23 protein-coding genes are annotated in these 25506 nt (G+C 66.9%); 13 read left to right on the top strand and 10 right to left on the bottom strand.

Going from position 1 to position 25506, the window contains the following annotated elements:
• Positions 1 to 3: 3 nt before the first annotated feature.
• From J7I85_RS08970 to J7I85_RS08955, 4 genes are all read right to left on the bottom strand, one after another.
• A complete protein-coding gene (locus J7I85_RS08970) occupies positions 4 to 1236 on the bottom strand; it encodes an Ig-like domain-containing protein (RefSeq protein WP_214850150.1) in 1233 nt (410 codons plus the stop codon).
• A 186-nt stretch (positions 1237 to 1422) separates the two neighbouring features.
• Positions 1423 to 2904: an adenosylhomocysteinase gene (gene ahcY, locus J7I85_RS08965; RefSeq protein ID WP_214850138.1), complete on the bottom strand. Its 1482-nt coding sequence runs from the start codon at positions 2902 to 2904 to the stop codon at positions 1423 to 1425.
• A 52-nt stretch (positions 2905 to 2956) separates the two neighbouring features.
• Positions 2957 to 3196, bottom strand: a complete 240-nt coding sequence (locus tag J7I85_RS08960; protein WP_214850136.1) for a Trm112 family protein — start codon at positions 3194 to 3196, stop codon at positions 2957 to 2959.
• Between the two features lie 93 nt (positions 3197 to 3289).
• Positions 3290 to 3673, bottom strand: coding sequence for a DUF3499 domain-containing protein (locus J7I85_RS08955; RefSeq protein ID WP_214850134.1), 384 nt, complete (start codon positions 3671 to 3673; stop codon positions 3290 to 3292).
• A 121-nt stretch (positions 3674 to 3794) separates the two neighbouring features.
• On the opposite strand from J7I85_RS08955, the gene J7I85_RS08950 reads away from it, so the two are divergent.
• Positions 3795 to 4307: a metallopeptidase family protein gene (locus J7I85_RS08950; RefSeq protein ID WP_214850132.1), complete on the top strand. Its 513-nt coding sequence runs from the start codon at positions 3795 to 3797 to the stop codon at positions 4305 to 4307.
• A 40-nt stretch (positions 4308 to 4347) separates the two neighbouring features.
• Here the strand turns inward: J7I85_RS08950 and J7I85_RS08945 are convergent, their stop codons facing one another.
• From J7I85_RS08945 to J7I85_RS08935, 3 genes are read right to left on the bottom strand one after another with little or no spacing between them, the layout of a single operon-like run.
• Entirely contained in the window at positions 4348 to 6051 is a 1704-nt protein-coding gene (locus J7I85_RS08945; RefSeq protein ID WP_214850130.1) for a DUF5719 family protein, read from the bottom strand.
• The gene (locus tag J7I85_RS08940; protein WP_214850127.1) at positions 6044 to 9391 is read right to left on the bottom strand and encodes a glycosyltransferase family 2 protein; all 3348 of its coding nucleotides are present in this window, start codon (positions 9389 to 9391) and stop codon (positions 6044 to 6046) included. Before J7I85_RS08940 ends, J7I85_RS08945 begins: the two co-directional genes overlap by 8 nt.
• A 29-nt stretch (positions 9392 to 9420) precedes the next feature.
• Complete coding sequence (locus tag J7I85_RS08935) at positions 9421 to 9981, bottom strand: WhiB family transcriptional regulator (RefSeq protein ID WP_214850118.1); 561 nt, start codon at positions 9979 to 9981, stop codon at positions 9421 to 9423.
• Positions 9982 to 10332: 351 nt separating this feature from the next.
• On the opposite strand from J7I85_RS08935, the gene J7I85_RS08930 reads away from it, so the two are divergent.
• Positions 10333 to 11031, top strand: a complete 699-nt coding sequence (locus J7I85_RS08930; RefSeq protein ID WP_214850115.1) for a TIGR03089 family protein — start codon at positions 10333 to 10335, stop codon at positions 11029 to 11031.
• 35 nt (positions 11032 to 11066) lie between these two features.
• Here the strand turns inward: J7I85_RS08930 and J7I85_RS08925 are convergent, their stop codons facing one another.
• Positions 11067 to 11633, bottom strand: coding sequence for a GtrA family protein (locus tag J7I85_RS08925; RefSeq protein WP_214850112.1), 567 nt, complete (start codon positions 11631 to 11633; stop codon positions 11067 to 11069).
• 196 nt (positions 11634 to 11829) lie between these two features.
• Here J7I85_RS08925 and J7I85_RS08920 point away from each other — a divergent pair, with 196 nt between their 5' ends.
• The 6 genes from J7I85_RS08920 to J7I85_RS24985 all read left to right on the top strand — a co-directional run bounded on the left by J7I85_RS08920 (position 11830) and on the right by J7I85_RS24985 (position 18262).
• Complete coding sequence (locus J7I85_RS08920) at positions 11830 to 13020, top strand: 5-(carboxyamino)imidazole ribonucleotide synthase (RefSeq protein ID WP_214850110.1); 1191 nt, start codon at positions 11830 to 11832, stop codon at positions 13018 to 13020.
• Positions 13017 to 13604 carry a 5-(carboxyamino)imidazole ribonucleotide mutase gene (gene purE / locus J7I85_RS08915; protein ID WP_214850107.1) on the top strand — a complete coding sequence of 196 codons (588 nt, stop codon included), beginning with the start codon at positions 13017 to 13019 and terminating at the stop codon, positions 13602 to 13604. Before J7I85_RS08920 ends, purE begins: the two co-directional genes overlap by 4 nt.
• Before the next feature lie 9 nt (positions 13605 to 13613).
• Positions 13614 to 15278 carry an LCP family protein gene (locus J7I85_RS08910; RefSeq protein WP_214850103.1) on the top strand — a complete coding sequence of 555 codons (1665 nt, stop codon included), beginning with the start codon at positions 13614 to 13616 and terminating at the stop codon, positions 15276 to 15278.
• A 42-nt stretch (positions 15279 to 15320) separates the two neighbouring features.
• Entirely contained in the window at positions 15321 to 16571 is a 1251-nt protein-coding gene (gene manA, locus J7I85_RS08905) for a mannose-6-phosphate isomerase, class I (protein ID WP_214850101.1), read from the top strand.
• 5 nt (positions 16572 to 16576) lie between these two features.
• Positions 16577 to 17536 (top strand): peptidoglycan bridge formation glycyltransferase FemA/FemB family protein, encoded by a 960-nt coding sequence (locus J7I85_RS08900; protein WP_214850099.1) that lies wholly within the window; start codon positions 16577 to 16579, stop codon positions 17534 to 17536.
• A 462-nt stretch (positions 17537 to 17998) separates the two neighbouring features.
• Entirely contained in the window at positions 17999 to 18262 is a 264-nt protein-coding gene (locus tag J7I85_RS24985) for an endonuclease domain-containing protein (protein WP_251024103.1), read from the top strand.
• Positions 18263 to 18427: 165 nt separating this feature from the next.
• Here the strand turns inward: J7I85_RS24985 and glpX are convergent, their stop codons facing one another.
• Positions 18428 to 19450: a class II fructose-bisphosphatase gene (gene glpX, locus J7I85_RS08890; RefSeq protein ID WP_214851222.1), complete on the bottom strand. Its 1023-nt coding sequence runs from the start codon at positions 19448 to 19450 to the stop codon at positions 18428 to 18430.
• A 192-nt stretch (positions 19451 to 19642) separates the two neighbouring features.
• On the opposite strand from glpX, the gene J7I85_RS08885 reads away from it, so the two are divergent.
• The 5 genes from J7I85_RS08885 (at position 19643) to J7I85_RS08865 (ending at position 25020) form a co-directional block, all read left to right on the top strand.
• Positions 19643 to 20338, top strand: coding sequence for a DUF4245 domain-containing protein (locus J7I85_RS08885; RefSeq protein ID WP_214850090.1), 696 nt, complete (start codon positions 19643 to 19645; stop codon positions 20336 to 20338).
• A 9-nt stretch (positions 20339 to 20347) separates the two neighbouring features.
• Positions 20348 to 20962 (top strand): carbonic anhydrase, encoded by a 615-nt coding sequence (locus tag J7I85_RS08880; RefSeq protein WP_214850086.1) that lies wholly within the window; start codon positions 20348 to 20350, stop codon positions 20960 to 20962.
• Between the two features lie 87 nt (positions 20963 to 21049).
• Positions 21050 to 22477 (top strand): class II fumarate hydratase, encoded by a 1428-nt coding sequence (locus tag J7I85_RS08875; protein WP_214850083.1) that lies wholly within the window; start codon positions 21050 to 21052, stop codon positions 22475 to 22477.
• Positions 22478 to 22699: 222 nt separating this feature from the next.
• Complete coding sequence (locus tag J7I85_RS08870) at positions 22700 to 23377, top strand: TetR/AcrR family transcriptional regulator (RefSeq protein WP_214850075.1); 678 nt, start codon at positions 22700 to 22702, stop codon at positions 23375 to 23377.
• Complete coding sequence (locus tag J7I85_RS08865) at positions 23374 to 25020, top strand: MDR family MFS transporter (RefSeq protein WP_214850073.1); 1647 nt, start codon at positions 23374 to 23376, stop codon at positions 25018 to 25020. Before J7I85_RS08870 ends, J7I85_RS08865 begins: the two co-directional genes overlap by 4 nt.
• On the opposite strand, the gene J7I85_RS08860 is transcribed toward J7I85_RS08865, so the two are convergent.
• Positions 25008 to 25478: an NUDIX domain-containing protein gene (locus J7I85_RS08860; RefSeq protein WP_214850070.1), complete on the bottom strand. Its 471-nt coding sequence runs from the start codon at positions 25476 to 25478 to the stop codon at positions 25008 to 25010. The genes J7I85_RS08865 and J7I85_RS08860 overlap by 13 nt on opposite strands.
• Positions 25479 to 25506 lie beyond the last annotated feature (28 nt).

Here is a 25506-nt window from a genome sequence, read left to right as displayed (position 1 = left end):
GGCCTAGCGTTTGGCGTACTGGGCCCAGGGAATGTTCCAGTCGCCGTAGCCCTCGAGCGGCTCCACCGGCGCGGCGCCCGTGTTCAGGACCTGGACGACGTCGCCGGACTTCATGTTGTTGAAGAACCAGGCAGCGTCCACGGGCAACAGCCCAACACAGCCGTGGGAGACGTTGGATACGCCCACGTAGCCCCATGCCGACTCGAGCGCCTGATGGACATAGACGCCCGAGGACGTGAGCCTGTTGGCATACTCCACGGTCAGCGGCGGGTAGTACCCCTTGTCGCCGGGCTTCAGGCCGATGCTCCCTGCGTTGAACTTGGAATTCCGTTCCTGCTCCATGATCACGGCGTAGCCGGACGGGGAGAGCCAGTCGGAACCGCCCAGGGTGACGGGTGCGGTCCTGACCAGCTTGCCGTCGAAGTAGACCTGCATGGTTTTGGTGTTGTCGTCCACCACTGCCAGGCGCTGCTGGCCCACCTTGAACTGCACCTTGGCGTCGAAGTTGCCGATCATGCCATTGCCGAAGTCCACTCCGAACAGCTTCATGTCCACGGTGACCTGGCTGTTGGATGCCCAGAACTTCTCGGGGCGAATGCGCACCTTCTGGTCCGAGTACCAGTGCCAGGCGACGGGCTGCTTGGAGGAGACGGTGATCTTAACGGCCTTTTCAACCGCCGCTTTGTTGGTGACGGGTTCGCTGAACACGATGTCGATGGGCTGCCCTGCGCCAACCGTGGAGCCGTCCTCCGGGTAGACGGCGGCATCCGCCTCATTGGCGGGCTCCACGGTGGTGAAGGTCTGGACCTTCTTGGTCTCCCGGCCCGCCTCGTCCACGATGGTGTAGCTGTAGTCATAGGGGGTGTTGAAGAGCAGCGGGTCCACGGCTGTCCATGTGCTGCCGTCGGCGCTGACAGTGCCCTTGACGGCCTCTCCCCCGGCGGTCGGCACCAGCACAACGTCCTGGACGCGGCCGTTGACCGCCTTGACGGAGGGCGCCACCGCGGGGTTTACGCTTTTGGCGCCATCGAGCGGTGTCACACCCAGTTCCACGGCCTTGACCACGGGGGTGGCTAGGCCCGGCTCGTTGCGCACGGGGCTGGAGGCCTCGGATTGGGGCGCGGGGTTGGCCCAGCCAGGAGCGGTGGCGACGCCGATTCCGCCGGCGGCAACCGCAGCGCAAATAGCAACGACGGCGGTGATCTTGCCGGTTTTCCGGTTATTCTTTTCCGTCATGACTGGTTTCTCCGTGTCCCACCGGGCTGCCGATCGGCAGCCGTCCGTGTGCCCAGCGGCAACGCTGACCAGTTGATTTTATCGCACGACGGTGCTGCCCCTGACGCGGAGACCCACGGCGCGCCGGGTTGCCATGAAGCGCAGCGGCGGCCACGGCGCACTGCGGTGCGCCGTGGCGGGCCACTTTTAGTAGCGGTAGTGCTCCGGCTTGAACGGGCCGGCCACGTCCACGTCCAGGTACTCGGCCTGGTCCTTGGACAGCTCGGTCAGTTCAACACCCAGGGCGCCGAGGTGCAGCCGCGCCACCTTCTCGTCCAGGATCTTGGGCAGCACGTAGACCTGGTTTTCGTATTCCCGCTCGCCTTCGGGCTGGTCCTTTTTGGTGAACAGCTCGATCTGGGCGATGGTCTGGTTGGCGAAGGAGTTGCTCATGACGAACGACGGGTGGCCGGTGGCGTTGCCCAGGTTCAGCAGGCGCCCTTCGGACAGGACGATGATGGACCGGGTGTCGTCGGCCTGGTCTCCACCGAAGACCCATTCGTGGACCTGGGGCTTAATCTCGACCTTCCGGATACCGGGGATCCTGGCGAGGCCCGCCATGTCGATTTCGTTGTCGAAGTGGCCGATGTTGCCCACGATGGCCTTGTTCTTCATGCCGGCCATGTGCTCGGCCATGATGACGTCCTTGTTGCCCGTGGTGGTGATGAAGATGTCGCCCTGGTCCAGCACACTCTCCAGCTTGGCCACCTGGTAGCCGTCCATGGCGGCCTGCAGTGCGCAGATGGGATCGATTTCGGTGACGATCACGCGGGCGCCCTGGCCGCGGAGCGCCTCGGCGGCACCCTTGCCGACGTCGCCGTAACCGCAGATGACAGCGACCTTGCCGCCCATGAGGACATCGGTGGCGCGGTTGAGGCCGTCCGGCAGGGAGTGCCGGATGCCGTACTTGTTGTCGAACTTGCTCTTCGTCACGGAGTCGTTGACGTTGATGGCCGGGAAAAGCAGCTTGCCCTGTTCCGCGAGCTGGTAGAGGCGGTGCACGCCCGTGGTGGTTTCCTCGCTGACGCCGTGGATGCCGGCGGCGAGCCGGGTCCACTTCTTCGGGTCCTCGGCGAGCGTCCGGCGCAGGACGTCAAGGACAATCCCGTATTCTTCGGGGTCGTTGGCGGCGGCGGCCGGAACGGCGCCGGCTGCCTCAAACTCCACGCCACGGTGCAGCAGCAGCGTGGCGTCGCCGCCGTCGTCGAGAATCATGTTCGGGCCCAGCTCAGGATTCGTGTCAGCACCGGGCCAGGTGAGGATCTGCTCAGCGGTCCACCAGTATTCCTCCAGCGTTTCGCCCTTCCAGGCGAACACGGGAACGCCCTGCGGGTCCTCCGCGGTGCCGGTGCCCACAACGACGGCGGCTGCGGCCTCATCCTGGGTGGAGAAGATGTTGCAGGAGGCCCAGCGGACCTCGGCGCCGAGTGCCGTGAGGGTCTCGATGAGCACCGCGGTCTGCACGGTCATGTGCAGCGACCCGGCGATCCGGGCGCCCTGGAGGGGCTGGGTGGGTCCGAATTCCCGGCGCAGCGACATGAGTCCCGGCATCTCGTGCTCGGCGAGGCGGATCTGGTGGCGCCCGGCTTCGGCCAGGGAGATGTCGGCAACCTTGTAATCGAACGTCATGGGAATCCTTTGCTGTATCCGGCGTCTAGCCTTCTGCGGTGCTGGCTGGGTGTTAGGCGGTGGGGGCGGCCGCTGCGGGGCCGGCGTCGTGCTGGTCAGACCGGGCGGCCGTGGCTGCGGCGCGGAGCTCCGGGGGAAGCAGCAGCGGAATGCCGTCTTCGATGGCGTACCGCAGCCGTTCGCCGCTCTCCGCCGCCGATGTCGAGACGAGTTCCTCGCCTTCCTGGGTCAGATCCGATCCGGTGACCGGGCAACGCAGAACGGACAACAGTTCAGGACTGATCTTTGGCATGGTGGATGCTCCCTGCTGGGCACAAGCGCTGTGGCTGACGGATTTCAGCTTCCAGCCTACCGCCAGTTCGGTACGGGGAAGCTTTGTGCAGAATTAGGACGGTTCGCGCAGGACGCGCAGGTGGCCGCGGCGGGTGCCTTCGGTTGCGGCGGGCGCTTCCAGCGCCGAGTGGGCGGCTCGCTGCCCCGGGGCCGGGGACGCCGGGCGGGACGCAGCCTCACGGACGGCGTCGGCCAGGGCGAGGAGGTCGTCGGGACCGGGCTGGGGCGGCTGCGAGGGCATGGCGAGGCGGAGCACTTCCCAGCCGCGCGGGACGGTCAACGAACCGGCGTGCTGCGCGCAAAGGTCGTAGCAATGCGGCTCCGCGTAGGTGGCCAGCGGGCCGAGGACGGCGGTGGAGTCTGCGTATACGTACGTCAAAGTGGCCACCGCTGACTGGCGGCAGGCTGATCTGGAACACTGACGTATGGCACCCACGAAAACACAGAATACTCCGCCTCCGGCCGTTTTCCCGACATTGACGCCGGCCCACGCCACGGCAGCGGGGCTCCGGTCCGGTTATGTCGCGCAAATCATGCGGCGGGTTTAGAGTCTGTATATGCAGTCATCGCACCATTCGTCGGGTTTCACGGTCCGGTTGGCTGACCCGGGTGCGCCCCGGGACGCTGCCGGCACTCCGGCTGGCCGGAGCTTCGCTCAACGCCGCCGCAACCGGCACGGCCGCGGCCTGCGGGGCGAACTGCTGTTGCCCACCCTCCCCGGCTACCGGAGCCGGTCGGACAGGTTTGATGAACTCGTCATGGACTCCGCCCAGCGGCTCCATGACATCTGGGGCAAGCCACTCGACGGCGTCCGGTTCGCCGTTGATGAGATCCCGCCGAACCTGGAACAGCTGCTGGCCGAAGGCTCGCCCGCTCCCCTGGGCTGCTACACCCCCGCCACCGAGGAGGAGGGCCCCACGATCACGCTGTACCGCCGCGTGGTTGAACAGGCCTGCCCCGTCAAGGAGGAACTGCAGGACCTGGTGCATGATGTGGTGGTGGAGCACACCGCCGAGATGCTGGGTGTGGCACCGGAAACGCTGGACCCCGTCTACCGCCGGCGCTATTAGGCCGGGCACCAGCAGTTCCAGCCCACGGCGAAATCCGCGGCTAGTAGCCCAGCGTCACCGGCACTTTTTCCTGTCCTTCTGCGCCCGGGGCGATGGCCACGGTGGAGACATCGTTCCGGCCTTCCCGTTCCAGCAGCACCGTGCCGTAGGCGGCTCCGCCGGAGGCGGACACCAGATAGCCAACGACGGCGGAGTTCCCGATACGGTCGGCTGCCTTGAGGGTGGTGGTGGTGCCGGCGGCGATGTCCGCGGTAGCTGCCGTACGGAGTTTCCCGTCGGCCGTAACCGGGGCGTAGGAAATGGTGGCTCTGCCGTCAAGGGCTCCGAAGACCAGCAGCCGCTCCCCGCCTTGGGGAAGGGGGACCACGTGCTGGCTGCCCAGCTGGGCCGTGGCGGGCGACCATGCGAAGTCCAGGCTTTGGCTGGCTTTGAGCCCCCGACTCACGCGCGCGGCGGCCACGATGCTGACGTCCGACGTGGCCGAAACGGTGTACTGGCCGGCTGGAACGCCGGACAAGGGAACCTCGGTGACGGTGCCGGCCTTGGCCGTGACAACGCCTCCTCCCGGAAGGGCCTGCTGGCCGGCGCGGCCAAACAGCTTCACCTCCACCACGGCGTCCGACGGCCCGGGAACAGTGATCTGCAGCGACGGGCCGGCGTCGCCAAAACCGGATTCGCCGGTCAGTGACTTCACGTCCCCGGCGTCCTGGATGTCGATGCCAGTCATCACCTGGGACGGAGCCGCGGAAACCCCCGGTGCGATGAAATCTACGCCGCCGGAGGTCAGCCCGCGCAGCACGCTCTGCTGGATGAAGGCGCTGACGGGCCCGCCCGTACTCCGGACGTGCACACTCAGCCGTTCTTCCCCGGGAGCGAGACCGGCCAGGATGATGGCGCGCGTCGACTTCGGTCCCACCAGCAGGCCGCGGCTGCCGGAGGCCTTGACCTGGCCGGTCTTCCCGTAAAGCTCGAGGTTCACCGTTGCAGGGGTGGTGGAGGCATTGGTGAGATTGAGGACGCTGCTGCGGCCCACCGCAGTGTTGGCGCCACCGAGCCAGAGGTCGTTCGAGGGCGTCTGGCAGGCGGCTGCCGCCGAACCCTGCAGGTCCCCATCGGTTGCCGTGTAGGCCATGAGGGCTGCCGCCGCCGGCTGCCGGTTGGCCAGCGCGTCCGCGGACAGCACGCTGACGCCGTCCACGGCTTCCCCTTCTACAACCCCGGCAAGTACTCCGGAGGAGCCTCCGGGAGCCGTCGCCGAGCCCGGTGCCTTGGCGATCCGCCTCAGCTCGGGCCCCTTCAGGGCGGAGAGCGCGCTGCCGGGAAGACTGCCGCCCGCCGAGCTGACCACGGCTGCGGACACGGCGCTCTTGGCCGTGGCGGATTCGGGGCTGAACTGCGGGTCGGTCCCTACCGGCGTTCCTTCGAGGAGCCGCGCCGGAGCAGGGCAGACGTCCTGGACGCTTCCGGCCGGCACAGCCGCTTCCGCAGCGTCGAGCGGCTTGGCTGCCGACGGCTGCGGCGCGAGGGCGGTTGCGGCAGCAAGGCCTCCGCCGGCGGCGAGGATGGCCACACCGGAGAGCACTCCGGCCACGATGCCGCGGCGGCCGGCGATCCGGCTGGCACCGCTGGACCTGGTTCGGGTTCCGGAGGCGCGGGTTCCGGAAGCGTTGCTTGCAGTCGCCGGGACTACCGGTCCGCTGCCCCGCTTCGCCGGCGTCCCGCCGTCGTTCTCTTCCTCATGCATTCTGGTATTCCTTACGCAGGGAGCCTTCGTCCCTGGACAGGCCGGTGTTGGGGCGCCGTGCCGGCATCGGGAGCGCCAGCAGGACCGTCAGGCCAATGACGGCGGCCTGGAGGATCCCGGACCAGAGCGCCCAGGGGCTTTCATACCGGACTGTCACCTGGCCGGCCTGCGGAGGCAGCGTGAAGGCCTGGGACCAGCCGGAGGTGGTGGAGGTCAGTTTGCGGCCGTCGAGCCAGGCAGTCCAGCCTGGATCTGCCCGCTCAGCGAGCACCAGCAGCCGGCCCTCAGGCCCCTTGGGCACCGAGGCTTGGGCTCCGGTCAGGTCCGACCGGACCAGCCCGATCGTGGCGCCCTTGCTGTCCACAATGCGCACACGGTGTGCGACGTCGGCAGGCTGCAGGACGGCGTCGTTCAGCGGCGTCACGCGCCAGAGCCAGCCCGAGTCAGTGGGCCCTACGGCTGTCAGCCCGGGGACCGCGTCCATCCGGCTGGCGGTCAGCTGGGCCGCAGTGTCAGCGGCGCGCAGGACGACGAATCCGACGCCGAGCCGCTCCAGTTCGGGCCGCGGGTCGACCCCGCGGGCAGCCACCAGGGTTGCCACGCTGGTGCGCAGCGCCGCAGTGACCTCGTCGTCGTCGCGGACCGATTCCTGCCCGGGGTTGCCCAGGATGTCCCGGGCGGCCGCGATGGTTGAGAGGCTGTCCAGCGTGGTGCCGCCGCCGCGCATAAGGGTGGCGCTGTACGTTCCGTCCTCGCCGGTGCTTATCAGCAGCGTCCGGGTCTGCTCCGGTCCCTCACCGCGGTCCACAGCGGTGGCGGGCAGCATCCGCGGGTCCGTGGGACCCACGAGCCGGGGCGCCCCGAGGTCGGCAGTGTCAGCGTGCACCGCGGCGTCGGCCGGCTGCACGACATTCTGCACCGTCCAGACCGCCAGCCCGGCCAGCGGTCCGGCGAGCAGGAGCACCAGCGCCAGCGCCGCGGCACCGCGGGCGGCGGCGGCGTGCCGCACTCCCCCGCCGCGGGACACGTTGTCAGATCCGGACCCGGCAAGCGCCAGGAGGCCGTCGCCGCCGATGATGGCCGCTCCAAGCAGCCCAAACACGGCGGCCGAGACTGCCGGACCGGTGAAAGGCGCCACGAGGGCCTCTGGGCCGGCCCCGGTGGCGACGTGGGCTGCCAGCCATCCGCCGGCCAGCACCACCAGCGCTGCGACCCAGAGGGCCCTGGCGACACGGCCGCGGCGGTCCGGGCGGATCCGGAGCGGAATGAAGAGCGCGGCTATAGCCAGCGCCAGGAGCGGGGCTCCGATCAGGAGGGCCAGCAGCAACGCCCAGGGGACGGAACCGCCGGAAAAGAGCGCCAGCCCGGAGAGACCGCCGGCCGGGTCGAAACCGAGCGGCTGGCCCAGGATCTGCTGCCACACCGCAGCGGCCTCGAAGGGCAGCGGCAGTCCGGGGTCGGCAAGCAGGGCCCTGGGCCGGTCGAGGGTGGACAGCGCAAACGGCACAAACAGCGCAGCGCTCGGCAGCAGTGCCCACCAGAGCGTGCGTCCGCGCTTGCCCAGCAACAGGCTCAGGACAATGATCACGACGGCGGCCGGCAGCAGGAGCGACGGGGCTGCGGCGGTGATGACCGCCAGCGCCAGCCCGGCAGCTGCGGCTGCCGTCCAGGACGGCGTGCCATTGACTCCGGGCTTGGCCGGCGGCTGGTCCGCGAGGCTGCCGGCCGGAACGGGGGCGAAGCGGCCGCGTCCGAGAGCGGAACCGGTGGCCCGCAGCAGCGCCAGGACCAGCAGCGGCATCATGACGTGCGCCAGCAGGGCCCCGAGGCGCCCCTGGTTGACAGCCACCTGCAGGGCGGGCGCTGCTGCCCAGACCAGCGCACCCGCCAGCCGGAACCGGCGGTAGGAGGTCAGGGCGCCGGAGGCGAACCAGGCAGCCAGGCCGGAGAGCGGCATGGCCAGCAGGAGCAGCCAGATAACGGCGCCGTTCGCGTTGCCTCCGCCCAGCAGTCCGAGGATCCAGAGGACATAGCCGAAGGGGTCGCCGTGCCCCGGAAGTCCGGCGCCCAGTCCGATCCACCAGCTGGAGGCGTGGTGCCAGATGTCCTCCAGCCGCGCTGAGACGGGCAGGAGTGCGCCTCCGGCGGCAGCGTCGGCCTGGAAGAGCGCTGCAAGGCCGGCGAAGGACGCCACGGTGGCGAGAATCACCGCGGCGACGGCACCGTTCCCCACCCAGCCCCGCTCGTTCGTCGACAGCGCCGCGAAGTCGTCCGTCGAGTCGCCGCTGGGCTGTTCCTCCAGCGGATCATTGCTGTCCTCGGAGCCCTGGGCGTCGTCTGCGCCCAAGGCCTCCATCAGGGAGCGCCGGTGGCCCCACACTTCGCGCCGTTCGGTCTGCAGCGCTTTGACCACGGAGCGGCGGACACGGCGGGTGCGGGCAGCGTTGCGCCGCCCCCGGGCGAGGGCTGCGGGCCTGGCGAGGGCTGCGGCTGTTGCCAGGAGCTGCGAGAAGCCGTATCCGGGGTCCTTCACGGCGATGCTGAAGATCAGCCGGAGGAGGCTCCCGAAGAGGGCCCCGACAGCGTGCAGCGGCAGCGCCAACAGCGGGGCGTGCTTGAGCCGCAGGTGCACCTGCGCCTTGCGCGCGGCCGAGGCCGTGCCAAGGGCATGCGGCCGGTGGGACACATGGAACATCCTCGCGCTGGGAACCACCACCACCCGGTGTCCGGCCAGCCGGTTCCGCCAGCAGAAGTCGACGTCGTCGCCGGTGCCGGGGAGAGCCGGGTCAAACCCTTTGAGGTGCTCCCAGATGTCGCGCCGGACCAGCATGCCGGCGGAGTTGACCGCGAAGGTGTCGGAACGTCCGTCGTATTGGCCCTGGTCGAGTTCGTCCGCCTCGATGAGCGTGAGCCGCTCGGCCCAGCGGCTGGTGGAAAGCCCGACGTCGATCAAGCGCCGCCTGGCGTTCCAGTCCAGCTGCTTGCAGCCCGCGACAGTAACGGACGGGGCGCGCTCCACCGCATACAGCAGTTCGGCCAGCGCTTCGGGGGCAGGTGCCGCATCGTCGTGCAGCAGCCAGATCCATTCGGACCGGTCTCGTGTGCCCTGCCGGCTCCATGGAGCCAAGGCGGCGAGTCCGGCCCGCACTGCAGCACCCATCCCTGCCTTGCCGCCATTGACGGTGATGACATTGGCATCGCCGACGGCGCGCTGCAGGAGGGCAGCCGAATTGTCCTGTGAGCCGGTATCCACCCCGATCACGGTGTCCGCAGGCCGGGTCTGGGCGGCCAGCGCTGAAAGTGTCCTGGGCAGATAGTCACTGCCGTTGTGGGCTACCACAACGGCAGTGACGTGTACTTCCTGAAGAATTAGACTGCTCGCTTCCTCAGCCGTCGGCGCTCACGCTCGGAGAGGCCACCCCAAATCCCGAACCGTTCATCATTAGCCAGGGCGTACTCCAGGCACTGCGACCGCACGCTGCACGCTCCGCAGACTTTCTTGGCGTCCCGTGTGGAACCGCCCTTTTCCGGGAAAAAAGCCTCCGGATCGGTCTGGGCGCAGAGGGCATCAGTCTGCCACCCGAGCTCGCCTTCGTCGTCGAAATCCTGCTGCAGCGGCAAGCCGATCCACACCGGCTGGGCCAGCGTGGAGGATGCCGGGTTCCGGATCTCCATGGGGGGATCGAGATCGTCGTCGTCCTGCCGCGGCTGTCCGGCCAGCAGGGATTCGTTCTGTAGGGCGTCATGCTGGGCCAGGAAGGCTGTGGCCTGGTCCTGCAAAGAGGCAGACGTGTCCAGGTTGTACCGCTCTGCGGCGTCCGGATCAGCCGGATCTACGTACCAGTCACTGGGTACCCCCCGAGACCTGTACTTTGCTGTGGCCTGGCCGGCCACAACGGCATCATCATGCATACGCTCCGCTTGCCCCATGGCGTCCCCTCCTGAGTAGTGCGGCCCCCGGCCCGACGTTCAGGGACACTACGTGGTGTCCCTGAGAGTTCGCCGCGGCTTTTCAATATCTAATTACACGCGTGTAAGTAGTGGGGAGTCAAGCCGGGACGGAATAATAATCAATGTCCGAGCCAAACAGCAGGCGCGCCACGCCCGGGAATTTTTCGCCCGCGCCGCCCGGCGCGCGCCTGGAATTCGACAGCAACCTTAGTATCCTTCCCGGCGCGCGCACAATTCCGGCAATTCTGCCGTCAGCGGGGGCGTTAAGGCAAACGACCTTACAAACTGTTGTGCCGGAGATCACGCAAGAAGGCGTGGCAAGATGAAGCCATGAACATCCCGGCCACTGACCTGATGACTGCCCTGCGCTCGGGCCACTCCACCTCACCGCGTTTGACCTGGTACGGCCCCGACGCGGAGCGCGTGGAACTCTCCGGCCGCGTGCTGGACAACTGGGTCGCAAAGACCAGCAATTTGCTCCAGGACGAACTCGACGCCGAACCGGGCATGCGGCTGCGGCTGGACCTGCCCGCGCACTGGAAATCCATCATCTGGGCCCTCGCCGCCTGGCAGCTGGGCATGGAGGTCGTCCTCGGATCCGGTGAGGCTGACCTGCTCGCCACGTCCGAGCCGGACACCGCAGAGGACGGATTCGACGCCGTCATCGCCGTTCCGCTGCCCGCCCTGGCTATGCGGTGGCCCGGCGACTTGCCCGCCGGAGTTCTCGACTATGCCGCGGAGGTCCGGTCACACGGTGACGTGTTCATGGCCCACAACGACCCCGATCCGGGGGCTCCCGCGGTTCAGAATTCGGACGGTGCAGCCGTCCGGCATGAAGCCCTCCTGGCCGAGTTTGCCGCGGGACACGAGCCGAGCGCGCGGCTCCTGGTGCTCGCCGCCGACGGTCTCGAGGCGGCGCTGGCCAACGCCCTGGGCGCGTGGAAGAGCGACGGCTCAGTGGTCCTGGTCCATGGCGACGTGGAACTGACGGAGAAGCTTCTCGCAGCGGAGCGCATCCACGGCGACTGAGTGACGCCTGCCCGCCCTGGAGGGGGCCACCGGGACTAGCTTGGCCGGACGGGCCGCTCGGGATCGTCCACGTCCGGTTCCAGGACGCGCTCCGCCGGCTGGGCGGAGTGGTGGTGTACCTCGATGATCTCGTGGTCGTGGGAGAACTCCGGCTCCTGGTCCAGCTCCTGGTTGAACACGAGGAACCGGTAGGCAAAGAAGCGGACCACCGTGGCGACCAGAATGCCCACCACACCCGCAGCGAAGAGCATGTTCTTGTCCGTGACGCCCAACGAATACTTCGCCAGGGCCGTAAACCCTGTGGAGATGCCGATGCCGATGCCGTTGATGAGGATGAACATCAGGAATTCACGCACGACGTTGGCCTGGCGGCGGTGCCGGAACGTCCAGAGACGGTTGGCGATCCAGGAAAACATGGTGGCGACGGTGGCACCCACAAAGCGGGCTTTGGCCTCGCTGTCCGTCATGGGCCCGTGCATCAGGTAGTAAGTCAGCCCGTTGTCAATGACAAACGCCACACCGCCCACGGCACCGAACTTCGCCACCTCGCGCCAGAAAAGCGAGGCGAGTCCCCGGATGCGCTCTGCAAGTGTGTAAATCATGACCCTCCGTGGCCGTCTGAATAGTGGGGGCCGATGGGCCAAGCTCCCATTTTAGCCCCGTTTTCCGGGAGTAACCTCAAAGCGGCCCTGCACCGGACGGTCCGATCGGCAGCCGTGCCACCAAAATCGTGCGACTCCTGGACCTTCACAGCCATGAAAGACGGCAACCGCGCTCCTTTTCTGTAGGCTGGATGATGTGACTTTTCCAGTAATCGGCGTGGTTGGCGGCGGCCAGCTTGCGCGCATGATGGCCCCTGCCGCCACTGCCCTGGGCTTTGAACTCCGTGTTTTGGCCGAGGGCGAAGACGTATCCGCGGTCTCCGCTGTCCCCCACGCCCCCGTGGGCGACTACAAGGATCTCGCGGCCCTGATGGAATTCTCCAAGGGCCTTGACGTGATGACCTTTGACCACGAGCACGTTCCGGGCGATCACCTCTATGCCCTGATCGAAGCCGGAGTGAACGTCCAGCCCGGCCCCGACGCCCTGGTCAACGCCCAGGACAAGCTCGTCATGCGCGCGGCCATCGACCGCCTCGAACTGCCCAACCCCGAGTGGGCCGCAGTGGACGACGTCGCCGGCCTGGTCAGCTTCGGGGACCGGATCGGCTGGCCCGTGGTGCTCAAGACCCCGCGGGGCGGCTACGACGGAAAGGGCGTGCGCATCGTCGGCTCGCCGGAGGAAGCCGCGGAAACCGCCGACTGGTTCGAGGCCATGAGCCCGCTCCTCGTCGAGGCCAAGGTGGAGTTCAGCCGCGAGCTCTCTGCGCTGGTGGCCCGCACCCTGGACGGGGCGTCCCGTGCCTGGCCTGTTGTCCACACCATCCAGGTGGACGGCGTCTGCGACGAAGTGATCGCACCGGCACAGAACATTTCCGTTGAGGTGGCTGCAGCCGCCGAAGAGGCTGCCCTCCGGATCGCCAATGAACTCGGCGTTACCGGCGTCATGGCCGTGGAGATGTTCGAGACGCCCGGCACCGGCGCCGGATTCCTGATCAATGAATTGGCAATGCGCCCCCACAACACCGGACACTGGACACAGGACGGTTCCGTCACCAGCCAGTTCGAACAGCACCTGCGGGCTGTCCTGAACTTGCCGCTCGGCGCTACTGACGTCCTGGGCCCGGTTACCGTGATGAAGAACTTCCTGGGCGGCGACAACCAGGACCTCTTCTCCGCGTTCCCCGCCGCGCTGGCGGCGGAACCGGCCGCCAAGGTCCACTGCTACGGCAAGTCCGTGCGTCCGGGCCGGAAAATCGGCCACGTTAACCTGGTGGGCGCGTCTGCCGCGGACGTCGACTCCCTCCGGCAGCGCGCCACCACCGTGGCAAACATCATCCGTGACGGCAGACTGCCGTCCGTGGCAGGCACCACCGAGGAGACCCCATGAGCCCCGAATCCGCTGCAGCACCGGAAACCGGCGCCCCCTCTCCCCTGGTAGGCCTCGTCATGGGCTCGGATTCAGACTGGCCCGTCATGGAGGCGGCGGCTGATGCCCTGGCCGAGTTCGGCATTCCGTTCGAGGCGGATGTTGTCTCCGCCCACCGCATGCCCACCGAGATGATCCGCTACGGACAGACGGCGCACGAGCGCGGCCTCCGCGTGATCATTGCCGGCGCAGGCGGTGCCGCGCACTTGCCGGGCATGCTGGCTTCCGTCACTCCCCTGCCCGTGATCGGTGTTCCGGTCCCGCTGAAGACGCTGGACGGCATGGATTCCCTGCTCTCCATCGTGCAGATGCCCGCCGGGGTTCCGGTGGCCACGGTCTCCATTGCCGGGGCCCGGAACGCAGGCCTGCTCGCCGTCCGCATGCTGGCTTCCGGCACCGACGACCTCTCCGTCCGTCTCCGCACGGAGCTCCTGGACTTCGCCCAGGAACTCAACGACGTCGCGAGCCGGAAAGGTGCCAACCTCCGCCAGAAAGTCAACGAAGTCTTCTCCGAGGCAAACGTGGCTCTCCGGAGCAGCCGATAGGGATCTGCCATGTCCAATACCGAACTGCCGTCCCAGGGCCTCCTGACGGACCCCGTCCGTAACCCGTCGAGTGCCGCCGAACCTGTGCGGACCAAGCGCGCGTTCCTGCTGATCCTGCTCACGCTGCTGGTGCCCGGCAGCGCGCAGATCGTGGCCGGGGACCGCAAGATCGGCCGGATCGCCCTGCGCGTGACACTGGGCGCCTGGCTGCTCGCGGTCATTGCCCTGGTACTGCTGTTCACCAACCGGACCCTGCTGATCAACATCATCACCAATCCGGTGGCCTCGCTACTCATCGTCCTGGCCCTTGCCGCGCTGGCGGTGGGTTGGCTGGTGCTGTTCGTCAACACCCTGCGTCTCATCCGGCCGGTGCTGCTGCCCGCCCGGATGCGGCCCGCCGTCGTAATTGCGCTTGTTCTGGCAATGGTGGTGAGCAGCGGATCACTGGGCTACGCCGCCTACCTGCTCAATGTCAGCCGGAATGCGATTGGAAGCATCTTCAATGCCGGACCGGCCATTGACCCCGTCGACGGCCGCTACAACTTCCTCATGATGGGCGGCGACGCGGGTGCCGACCGCACCGGACGCCGCCCGGACAGCCTGTCCGTGCTCAGCGTCGATGCCAAGTCCGGCCAGACCGCCATCATCTCGGTGCCGCGAAACCTGCAGAACGCCCAGTTCAGCGAGGGCTCGCCCATGCGGCAGATCTATCCTGAGGGCTACAACTGCGGCGACGAATGCCTCATCAACGCCATCAACACCGAGGTCACCAACGAGCACAAGGACCTGTACCCCGGCGTTGCCGACCCCGGAGCGCAGGCAACCCTGGAAGCGGTGTCCGGCACTCTCGGCATCACGGTGCAGGCCTATGTGCTGGTGGACATGGACGGCTTTGCGAAGCTGATCGACGCGATGGGCGGCATCCGGATCAAGGCCGGCGGCTGGGTGCCCATCAGCGGCGACATGGTCGACGAGGCCAATGGCATCCACGGCATGCCCCTGGGCTGGATTCCGGCCGGCGACCAGAAGCTGGACGGATATCACGCTCTCTGGTACGGCCGGTCCCGCGAGTTCGTGGACGATTACGCCCGGATCGCGCGGCAGCAATGCGTCCAGCAGGCCATGCTGAAACAGCTGGACCCGGGAACCCTGCTGGCAAAGTTCGAGGACATCGCCAACGCCGGCACCAAGGTGGTTGATTCCAACATCTCCTCCAGCCAGCTCGGCAGTTTCGTGGACTTGGCCATGAAGGCCAAGGGCACGGAAGTCAAGAGGCTCACCATCGGGCCGCCGGACTTCGATGCGTCCTTCTCCACGGTGCCCGACTTTGGCCAGATCCATGACCGCGTCAAGAAGCTGCTCGCTTCCGCCAGCTCCGAATCGCCGCCGGCCGCCGCGGCGGATGACACCGGGCTCCAGGACACTGTGCTGCAGCCCAGCTCCGTGCCAGGCAGCGGTCTCTCCGCTGCGGGCCGGGCAGCAGGTCCCCTGGCGGGCCTTCCGGCCACCACCCCCTCACCGTCACCATCGTCGTCGTCGGACTTCACCCCGGTGACCACCACCCCTGAGGGGGAACCAATCACGGAGGAGATGCTGAACCAGTTCAAGCGCGAGGGCAACGAGCAGGCCATCCGCGACCTTGTGGCCACCAACGGCCAGTGCGCTGCCCTTTAAGCCTTAAGCCCCACCTGCTGCAAGAGAGAAGGACACCTGGCTTTGTACGAAATCGACAACGTCCTGCGGCCGTATGCCTGGGGATCGACGACGGAGATCGCCGGCCTGCTTGGCCGGCCGGCGTCGGGCGGACCGGAAGCTGAGCTGTGGATCGGCGCGCACCCTGACTCGCCGTCGGTGGCCAGCCGGCCGGACGGCACGACGGCACCGCTGAACGTGCTCATCGGCGAGGACCCGGAACATTTTCTGGGATCTGAGTCGGTGGCCGAATTCGGACCGCGCCTGCCGTTCCTGGCCAAGATCCTCGCCGCGGCCAAGCCGCTGTCGCTTCAGGTCCACCCGAGCCTTGACCAGGCGAAGGCCGGTTTCGCGCGCGAGAATGCCGACGGCGTGCCGGCCGACGCTGCGCACCGCAATTACCGGGACGACAACCACAAACCGGAGATGATCTTCGCGTTGACCCCGTTCGATGCACTGTGCGGTTTCCGTGCACCGGAGAAGTCCCGCGACATCTTCCTCCACCTGGCAGGCTGCCTGGAGCTCCCGGGCAACGGTGTGCCGCAGCTCTTGAAGGACGTCATCGAGGACCTCTCGCAACCCGAGGAGGCCACGGCGCTGAGGTCGGCGTTCGAACGGCTGATCGCCGGGGGCGGGGAAATCCAGGAAGCTACGTCCCGGGTGGTGGATGTGCTGGCCTCGGGTGCACCCATGGCGCCCTACCAGCAGGAACTTTCCACGGTGCTGAGCCTTCACGGCGAGTACCCCGGCGACCCCGGCGTCCTGATCTCCCTGCTGCTGAACCGGCTGTCACTGGAGCCGGGCGAAGCGGTGTACCTGCCCGCCGGAAACGTGCACGCATACCTGCACGGCCTCGGCGTCGAGGTGATGGCGTCCTCGGACAACGTGCTCCGCGGCGGACTGACGCCCAAGTTCATCGACATTCCCGAGCTGCTGAACACCGTCGCCTTCGAATCGGTAGGCGTCCCCATGCTCCGGGCGGAGACCTCCGGACTCGGGCAGGAACTGTACTGCCCGCCGTTCCGCGAATTCCAGCTCCAGCGGATCGAACTGCTGCCGGACGGCGAGCCCGTTCCGCTGGCACAGTCGGGCGCCGCGGTGATTATTGTCGTGGCCGGGTCCGTGATCCTTGACTCGCCGAAGGGCGACCTGCAGCTGGACCGCGGCGCGAGCGCCTTCCTGCCGGCCGCCGACGCGCCCGTCAACGTCCATCCCGTGTCCGGGGCCCTGGAGAACGCCGTGGCCTTCGCCGTGACCACCTCGATGAAGGCCTGATCGCGGTGGAGTACTTCCTGCAAACGAAGGCCTGGGAGGATTTCCAGAAGTCGCTTGGACGCCACGTGCACCGGCAATCCGGTCCCGGCTGGAGCTTCCTGGCCATCGAGGAAAAGAATCCTGCGGGCAAGGTCCTGTATGCGCCCTACGGCCCGGTGGCGGAGTCAGTCGAGGCGTTCGACGCCGCGCTGGCGGCTCTCCGGGGCCTGGCGACGTCCTGCGGCGCCGTCTTCATCCGGATCGAGCCGGTCACTGCCGGCCTGGATGCGGATTCGGCGCCGGACGCCCTGCGGCGCCGTGGCCTGCAGCCTGCCCCGGTCAACCAGCAGCCCGAACTCAGCTGGATCGTGGACCTGGACCGGGACTTCAAGGAGGTCCTGGCGGAGATGAAGCCGGTCAACCGCAACCTGTACCGGAACATCCACAAGAAGGGCGTTACGTTCCGCGCCACGCAGGACCCCGAAGACATCCGCGTGCTCCTGAACTTCCTCCATATGACGGCGCGGCGGAACGGGTTCAAACCGCAAAGCGACGAGTACCTGACGCAGGTGGCCGAGTCCCTCATGCCCGCGGGCGCGGCGACGCTGTTCATCGCCGACCTGCACGGCGGCCCGGTGGCGGCAGCGCTGGCCTACGATTCGGCGGACACCCGGACGTACGCCCACGCGGCCATGGATGACACCCACCGCAAGCTCAGCGCAGGCATCCCCCTCCTGGTGACGCTCATGGCCGATGCCCAGGAGAAGGGCTTGAAGCACGTGGACCTGTGGGGCGTGGCCCCGGCCGAGGAGCCCGACCACAAGTGGGCAGGGTTCACCGCGTTCAAGAAGTCGTTCGGCGGGCGCGAAATCGCCTACCCCGGCACCTGGGACTTGCCCGTCAACCGGCCCCGCTACGCGGCCTACCAGGTGGCACGCAAACTCCGCGACGGCATCAAGGCCCTCACTAAGCGCCCCACCCGCTGAGCGCGAACGGACACTTAGGCCCCGCGGTGCAGGGCCACAAGTGTACGTTCGCGCTCTACCCGAGCTTTGCGCCCGTGGATAACCTCCCCGCGGCCCTTTGCCCGGTACAAACTGGAGCATGGGTCTCAAACCACTGCCCCAGGATCTCGTAGCAGGATCGTTCACTTCTTCGGACGCTGCCGCCTGCGGTGTGTCCCGGAAACGCCAGCGGCAGCCGGACCTGGCCATTCCTTCCCGCGGGATCCGCGTTCCACTGGGACGGGATGCCACCACGTGCGCGAACCTGCGTGCCTATACCGCTCTGGATGATGCTTCCATACTCACTCACCACTCCGGAGCACGGGTCTGGGGTTACGGCCTTCCCGCGTGGATGCAGGAGGATTGGCGAATCCACGTCGCGCGCGAGAGAGACGGCAGCAAGCCGCGCCGGCGGAACGTCGTGACTCTCCGCAGGAGACCAGAATGCGCCTGGTTCTTGCCCGCACCAAGCTCGGCGAACCAGTCCTGAACCATGTCATCCACAATAGTTGGGGCCAACCGGCGGTGTGGCCGGACGCCGCGTATCCGGAACACCGCCTAGCGCTGCAATACGACGGCGGGCACCATTCGGATCCGGTCCAGGCCGCACATGACAGGAAGCGCAAGGAAACCACGGAGCACCTTGGTTGGACGGAGCTCAGAATATTCAAGGACGATCTTGACGGCGAAAAGCCCTTCGTTCGCTAGAAGGTCAGGGCAACGTTGCAGGGACGGCTTCAGCGCCAGGCATCGGAAACCTGGGACACCGTCCGCTGAAAACAGCGCGAACGGACAGTTGTGGCCCCGGATCCGGTCGGATTCGGGGCCACAAGTGTACGTTCGCGCTAAAAGGCGCTGGGAAAGCCGTAAGGGCTAGCTCTTGCGGGCGTAGCCTTCCCACTTGCTGGCCTGGTGCTCGCCGTCCACGAAGCGGATGGTGCCGGACTTGGAGCGCATGACGATTGACTGCGTCAGGACCTTGTCCTTGGAGTAGCGCACGCCCTTGAGGAGGTCGCCGTCGGTGATGCCGGTGGCGGCGAAGTAGCAGTTGTCGCTGGTGACGAGGTCGTTGGTGGACAGGACCCGCTCGAGGTCGTGGCCGGCGTCGATCGCCTTCTGCTTCTCGTCGTCGCTGGTCGGCCACAGCCGACCCTGGATCACGCCGCCGAGGGACTTGATGGCGCAGGCCGCCACGATGCCCTCCGGGGTTCCGCCGATGCCCATGAGTGCGTCCACGCCGGTGCCGGAGCGGGCAGCCGCGATGGCACCTGCAACGTCGCCGTCCATGATGAATTTGGTGCGCGCGCCGGCATCGCGGATCTCCTCGACCAGCGGGCGGTGGCGGTCACGGTCCAGGATCATGACGTTGAGCTGGTTGACCTTCACGCCCTTGGCCTTGGCGATCAGGTGCAGGTTCTGCTTGACGGGTAAACGCAGATCAACCATGTCGGCGGCTTCAGGTCCGGTGACCAGCTTCTCCATGTAGAACACGGCGGAGGGGTCAAACATGGAGCCGCGCTCGGCGACGGCCAGGACGGCCAGGGCGTTGTTGATGCCCAGCGCGGTCAGGCGGGTTCCGTCGATGGGATCGACGGCGACGTCGCACTCAGGACCGGTGCCGTCACCAACCTGTTCGCCGTTGAACAGCATCGGGGCTTCGTCCTTTTCGCCTTCACCGATGACCACGACGCCGTTGAAGTGGACGGTCTGGAGGAAGGAGCGCATGGCATCGACGGCGGCGCCGTCGGCCTTGTTCTTGTCGCCGAATCCAACCCAGTGGCCGCCGGCGATCGCCGCGGCTTCGGTCACGCGGACAAGTTCAAGGGCGAGGTTGCGGTCCGGCTCGTCTATTCCGACGGCGAGCGACGGGGAAAGCGTTGAGTACTTCTGGGTCATGGACGCTGGTGACACGTGAACCTCTTCTTCGAGTGGCGATCATTGGACCCGCGAGGCCTGAGCCGGCCATCGCGGTGATTCCTCTGTAACTGATCATAGTCGCCACCGCGGTGCCCGGGGGTGGGATGACCACGCCGCGTAACGGACGGCGGGCCTCACCGCCGTCGGCTCGAATGTGAGTTCGGGCCCCGCATGGGCGACTATAGAAGGGTGAGTGATACGCAGGACCAGTCCGCCCCCTCGAGCCGCGTGCAGGCTTCCGCCCCCTCCCCCTCGCCGGCCGGCCAGCCCGTCAAGCCCGTAATCCCCGCGGCAGCCGCGAAACGGGCCAATGCCTCGGTGATCGGAATGATCATCGCCCTGCTGGTGAGCATCGCAGCGTTCCTGCCCATCGTCCTGATGAATCCGTCCCCGAAGTCGGACGGCTTCCGGCCCAACGTCAATGTCAGCGCCGTGGCCGAAAACGCCGCGGGTGTGGCGGGATTCACACCGGTGGCCCCCGCGGCGGGCGACACATTCCACCCGAATTACGCCCGCTGGGCGGCGGCCGCCGGCACGGGCGTTGCGGCCTGGGAGGTCGGATACGTGACCCCGAAGGAAAAATTCATCGGCCTGACCCAGACCAGCAAGGCCAACCCCAGCTGGCTCGTGCAGCAGACCAAGAACGCTCCGGTGACCGGCACGCGCGACGCCGGCGGCAGGGAGTGGGAACTCCATGACACGGGCAAGGGCGAGAAGAGCATGGTGCTCGCCTACCGCGGAACCACCGTGGTCCTGGCCGGCGACGCCAACCTGGAGGAATTCGCAGTCCTGGCTGCCGCCGTCGTCAAATCCCTGGAAAGTAACCCCGCTGTCACCGTTTCCCCCTCAGCAAGCCCCGCGCCGTAAGGTGGGGCCGTGACCACTTATCTGACCCCTGCCCTGGCCTGGCGCCGTCTGCGCGAAGGCAACGAACGCTTCGTTAACAGTGAATCCTCGCACCCGAACCAGGACGCTTCCCGGCGCTCATCCCTGGTGGAGACCCAGCATCCCTTCGCGGTGATCTTCGGCTGCTCCGACTCGCGGCTGGCCGCCGAGATCATTTTCGACGTCGGACTAGGCGACGTCTTCGTCGTCCGGACCGCGGGCCAAGTCATTGACGACGCCGTCTTCGGCTCGCTCGAGTACAGCATCGGCGTGCTGGGCGTGCCGCTGATCGTGGTGCTCGGCCATGACAGCTGCGGCGCGGTCACCGCTACGAAGTCCGCCGTTGAAACCGGCCAGATGCCGACGGGCTTCATCCGGGACCTCGTCGAGCGCATCACGCCTTCAGTCCTGACATCGCTCCGCAATGACCAGACCGAGGTCAATGAGATGGTGGTGGAGCACGTCAAGCAGACCTCACAGCGCCTCGTGGACAGCTCGCGTGTGATTTCGGACGCAATCGAGTCGGGCCGGGCAGCGGTGATCGGCCTCTCCTACAGCCTCGCTGACGGCCGGGCGGAGCTTGTTTCCGGAATCGGAGACCTTTAGAAGCTCCCCCAAAGCGCCCGGGCGGGCCGCCTGTAGCAAGCCGTTCACGGTTTTCGATGCGGCGCCCGGGCGTCCTAAGCTAGCCCCATGACTTCCACTGAAGAGTTCCGCATTGAACATGACACGATGGGCGAAGTCCGCGTCCCCGTGAACGCCCTGTACCGCGCGCAGACGCAACGTGCAGTCGAGAACTTCCCGATCTCCGGAAAAACCCTGGAACGTGCGCACATTGAGGCGCTGGCCCGGGTCAAGAAGGCCGCTGCCCAGGCCAACGCTGAACTGGGTGTGCTCGACGGCGAGCTGGCAAAGGCGATCGCGGAAGCTGCCGACGAGGTGGCCACGGGCAAGTACGACGGCGACTTCCCCATCGACGTTTTCCAGACCGGCTCCGGCACGTCCTCGAACATGAACACCAACGAGGTCCTCGCTGAACTGGCTACGCGCGCCCTGAAGGCGGCCGGCAGCGACAAGGTGGTCCACCCCAACGACCACGTCAACGCCTCGCAGTCCTCCAACGACGTGTTCCCCACCTCCGTCCACGTTGCAGCCACCTCGGCACTGATCAACGACCTCATTCCGGCCCTCGGCTACCTCGCCGAATCGCTGGAGCGCAAGGCCGCCGAGTTCAAGGACGTCGTCAAGTCCGGCCGCACGCACCTCATGGACGCCACCCCGGTCACCCTGGGCCAGGAATTCGGCGGCTACGCGGCGCAGGTCCGCTACGGCATCGAGCGCATCAACGCCGCACTCCCCCGCGTCGCCGAAGTGCCGCTGGGCGGCACCGCCGTGGGCACCGGCATCAACACCCCGGCCGGCTTCCCGGAGCGCGTCATCGAACTGCTCGCCACCGACACCGGCCTGCCCCTGACCGAGGCCCGCGACCACTTCGAGGCCCAGGCCAACCGCGACGGCCTCATCGAAGCCTCCAGCCAGCTGCGCAACATTGCCATCTCCTTCATGAAGATCAACAATGACCTGCGCTGGATGGGCTCCGGCCCCAACACCGGCCTCGGCGAAATCGCCATCCCGGACCTGCAGCCGGGCTCCTCGATCATGCCGGGCAAGGTCAACCCCGTCATCTGCGAAGCCTCCATCATGGTCTGCGCCCAGGTCATCGGCAACGACACCGCCATCGCCTGGTCCGGCACCAACGGCGCCTTCGAACTGAACGTCGGCATCCCGGTCATGGCCGCGAACCTGCTCGAGTCCGTCCGCCTGCTGGCCAATACCAGCCGCGTCATGGCAGACAAGATGGTCGACGGCATCACCGCCAACGTCGAGCGTGCCCGCTTCCTCGCCGAGGCTTCACCGTCGATCGTTACCCCGCTGAACAAGTTCATCGGATACGAAAACGCCGCCAAGATCGCCAAGACCGCCGTCAAGGAGGGCCTGACCGTCCGCCAGGCCACCGAGAAGCTCGGCTTCGTCGGAGACGGCGAAGGCAAGGTTTCCGAAGCCGACCTGGACAAGGCACTGGACGTCACCACCATGACGGCTCCGGCGCACAAGGCATAGGTCCCCACCGCCTCCCTTAAGTACGACGGCGGCCGCCCACCTTCCCAGCGAAGGCGGGCGGCCGCCGTCGTTCTTGTTTGGAGTCTTTGTCCAGATATCGCCCCTTGGAGGCTCCCGAAGCTTGATCCAGGAGGTCAGCGCCTATGCCCAATCTGCCCGTCGTAGCAGCAGAACACGTCCGCTAAATTGCACTAAAACAATGATAGTGCAAAAATGTACTATGTGAATGACAGTGCAAATATTGGCGGTGGGCTCCGCGAGCGCAAGCGGGCCGCGACGCGGGCGGCGATTACCGCCGTCGCCCGTTCCCTGACGTCCGAGCGCGGCCTCAGCGGCTACACCGTGGAGGATGTCTGCGAACAGGCGGGCATCTCCCGGCGGACCTTCTTCAACTACTTCCCCACCAAGGAAGACGCCATCCTGGGGCACGTGGACGACGAGATGCCCGAGGAAATCTTCACCGATTTCATCCGCGGCGGCGCCAGATCCACCTCCACGCCCGGCGGGATCTCCAACACCTTGCTGCAGGACCTGGTGACGCTGGCGCTGAGGATGTCGGAACGGATGAGTTCCTCCGAAGAGGAAACCCGCCAGCTGATCGGCGTCATCAAAAAAGAACCACAGCTGATGCTCAAGATCATCGGCGCCACCGAAGAACGCGAAGCCCACTTTGGCCGCGTGCTCGCCGCCCGCGAAGGCGTGTCCCCGGACCACCCGGTCGTCCGCATGGCCGTTGTCGCCATGGGCAGCATTGCCCGGCACACCAGCATCGCCTATTTCTCCGAAGGCAACACCCGCTCCTACCAGGACCTGCTGACGGAAAACATCTCCTCCGCGTGCCTGCTCTTTTCACAGCCCCTCAATTTTTCTGAATCATCTTCCGCAGAAGGACAGCCATGAGCACCGCCGTCAGTTCCAAAGCCGCAGCCGGACCGCTGCTGCTGACCCAGAAACGCATCTGGATTATCTTCTCCGCGCTGATCGCCGGCATGCTGCTCTCCAGCCTCGACCAGACCATCGTCTCCACGGCCATGCCCACCATCGTCGGCAAGCTGGGCGGCGTCGAGCACCAGGCCTGGATCACCACCGCGTACCTCCTCGCCACCACCATCGTCATGCCGGTCTACGGCAAGTTCGGCGACATCCTCGGCCGCAGGAACCTCTTCCTCGTCGCCATCGCGCTGTTCACGCTTGCGTCCGTAGGCTGTGCCTTCGCCACGGATTTCTGGGGCTTCGTCGTCTTCCGGGCTATCCAGGGCCTGGGCGGCGGCGGCCTGATGATCCTCTCGCAGGCCATCATCGCGGACATCGTTCCCGCCAAGGAGCGCGGCAAGTACATGGGACCGCTGGGCGCCATCTTTGGCCTCTCGGCCGTGGCCGGACCGCTGCTGGGCGGCTTCTTCGTTGACCACCTCACCTGGGAGTGGGCCTTCTACATCAACATTCCCATCGGCATCGCCGCCTTCACCATCGCCTGGTTCACCCTGACGCTTCCCAACAAGAAAGCCGAAAAGCGGATCGACTTCCTGGGCGTCCTGTTCCTCTCCGTTGCCACCACCTGCCTGATCTTCTTCACGGATTTCGGGGGCAAGAAGGACGAGGGCTGGGATTCGCCCCTGACTTGGGCCTTCGGCGCCGGTCTGGTCCTCGCCGCAGCGGCCTTCGTCGCCGTCGAACGCCGTGCGGAAGATCCGATCATCCCGCTGAGCCTGTTCCGGAACCGGATCTTCGTGAACTCCACGGCCATCGGATTCACCCTGGGCCTGGGCATGTTCGCCGCCATTGCCTTCGTGCCCACGTTCCTGCAGATGTCATCGGGCACCTCCGCCGCGGAGTCCGGGCTCCTCATGCTCCCGATGATGGCCGGCCTGATGGGAACGTCCATCTACTCCGGTGTACGCATCTCCAAGACCGGCAAGTACAAGATGTTCCCGATTCTCGGCGCCAGCCTGACCATCGCCGCCATGCTGTGGTTCACCACATTGTCGGCCGAGACGCCCATCTGGGTCATCTGCGTCCAGCTGTTCCTGTTCGGGTCCGGCCTCGGCCTGATCATGCAGGTCATCGTCCTCGTGGTGCAGAACTCCGTTCCGGCGGACCAGATCGGCACGGCCACCAGCACCAACAACTACTTCCGCGAAGTGGGGGCTGCCCTGGGCGTGGCGGTGTTCGGCTCGATCTTCACCAGCCGGCTGGCGGAGTCCCTGACGAACGCCTTCACTGGCGCCGGAGCGTCGGCCGACCAGGCCTCCCAGTCAACCAAGACGCTGGATCCGCAGACCCTGGGCCAGCTTCCCGGGCAGCTCCGCGACGCGATCGTCAACGCCTACGCCGATTCTCTGGCACCGGTGTTCTGGTACCTCGTCCCGTTCATCGCCGTTGCACTGCTCCTGGCCATCACGCTGAAGCAGATCCCGCTCTCGGACACCGCCGGCATGGTGGCCCGCGGCGAGGCGGTGGGCGGCGAGGAGGCCGAGCTTCTCGAGGCACAGCGGCAATCCGCCACGGTCCAAAAGAGCTGCCGGGGAACTCAGGGCTCGTAGTGGACTGAGTCCCCCGGCAGCAGTGCACGGCGGATGCATTCCCGGTCTCCAGGCTGCAGATCCGGTAACCCGTCCAACGCAAACCAGCCCACGGCCACGGACTCGTCGTCGTTCACCCGCGCCTCACCGGAGACGTGGCGGCAGCGGAACACGATGTCCAGGAAATCGCACACGTCGCCGTTAGGAAACGTCACCGGCCCTACTACGCCGACGGACACCATCCGCTCCGTTTCGGCCACGACGGCGGTCTCTTCGAAGATCTCCCGCAGCAGTCCGGGCGCGGGATGCTCACCGGGCTCGAGCATCCCTGTAATCAAGGTCCACCTGCCGTTGTCGGACCTCTGGCCCAGCAGGATGTGGCCGTCGTCGTTGAACACCACACCCCGCACAGCAGGAACCCACAGCGGGTCGTGTCCGATTTTTTCGCGGAGCTTCAGGACAAATTCGGGTGCCGGCATGGGTTTAGCCTAGCCGGACCGGTGCCCG

The organism is Arthrobacter sp. ISL-65 (assembly GCF_018613795.1).
Classification (GTDB): domain Bacteria; phylum Actinomycetota; class Actinomycetes; order Actinomycetales; family Micrococcaceae; genus Arthrobacter.
Note: the sequence above shows the minus strand (reverse complement) of the source record. Positions and strands in the feature narration are given on the sequence as shown.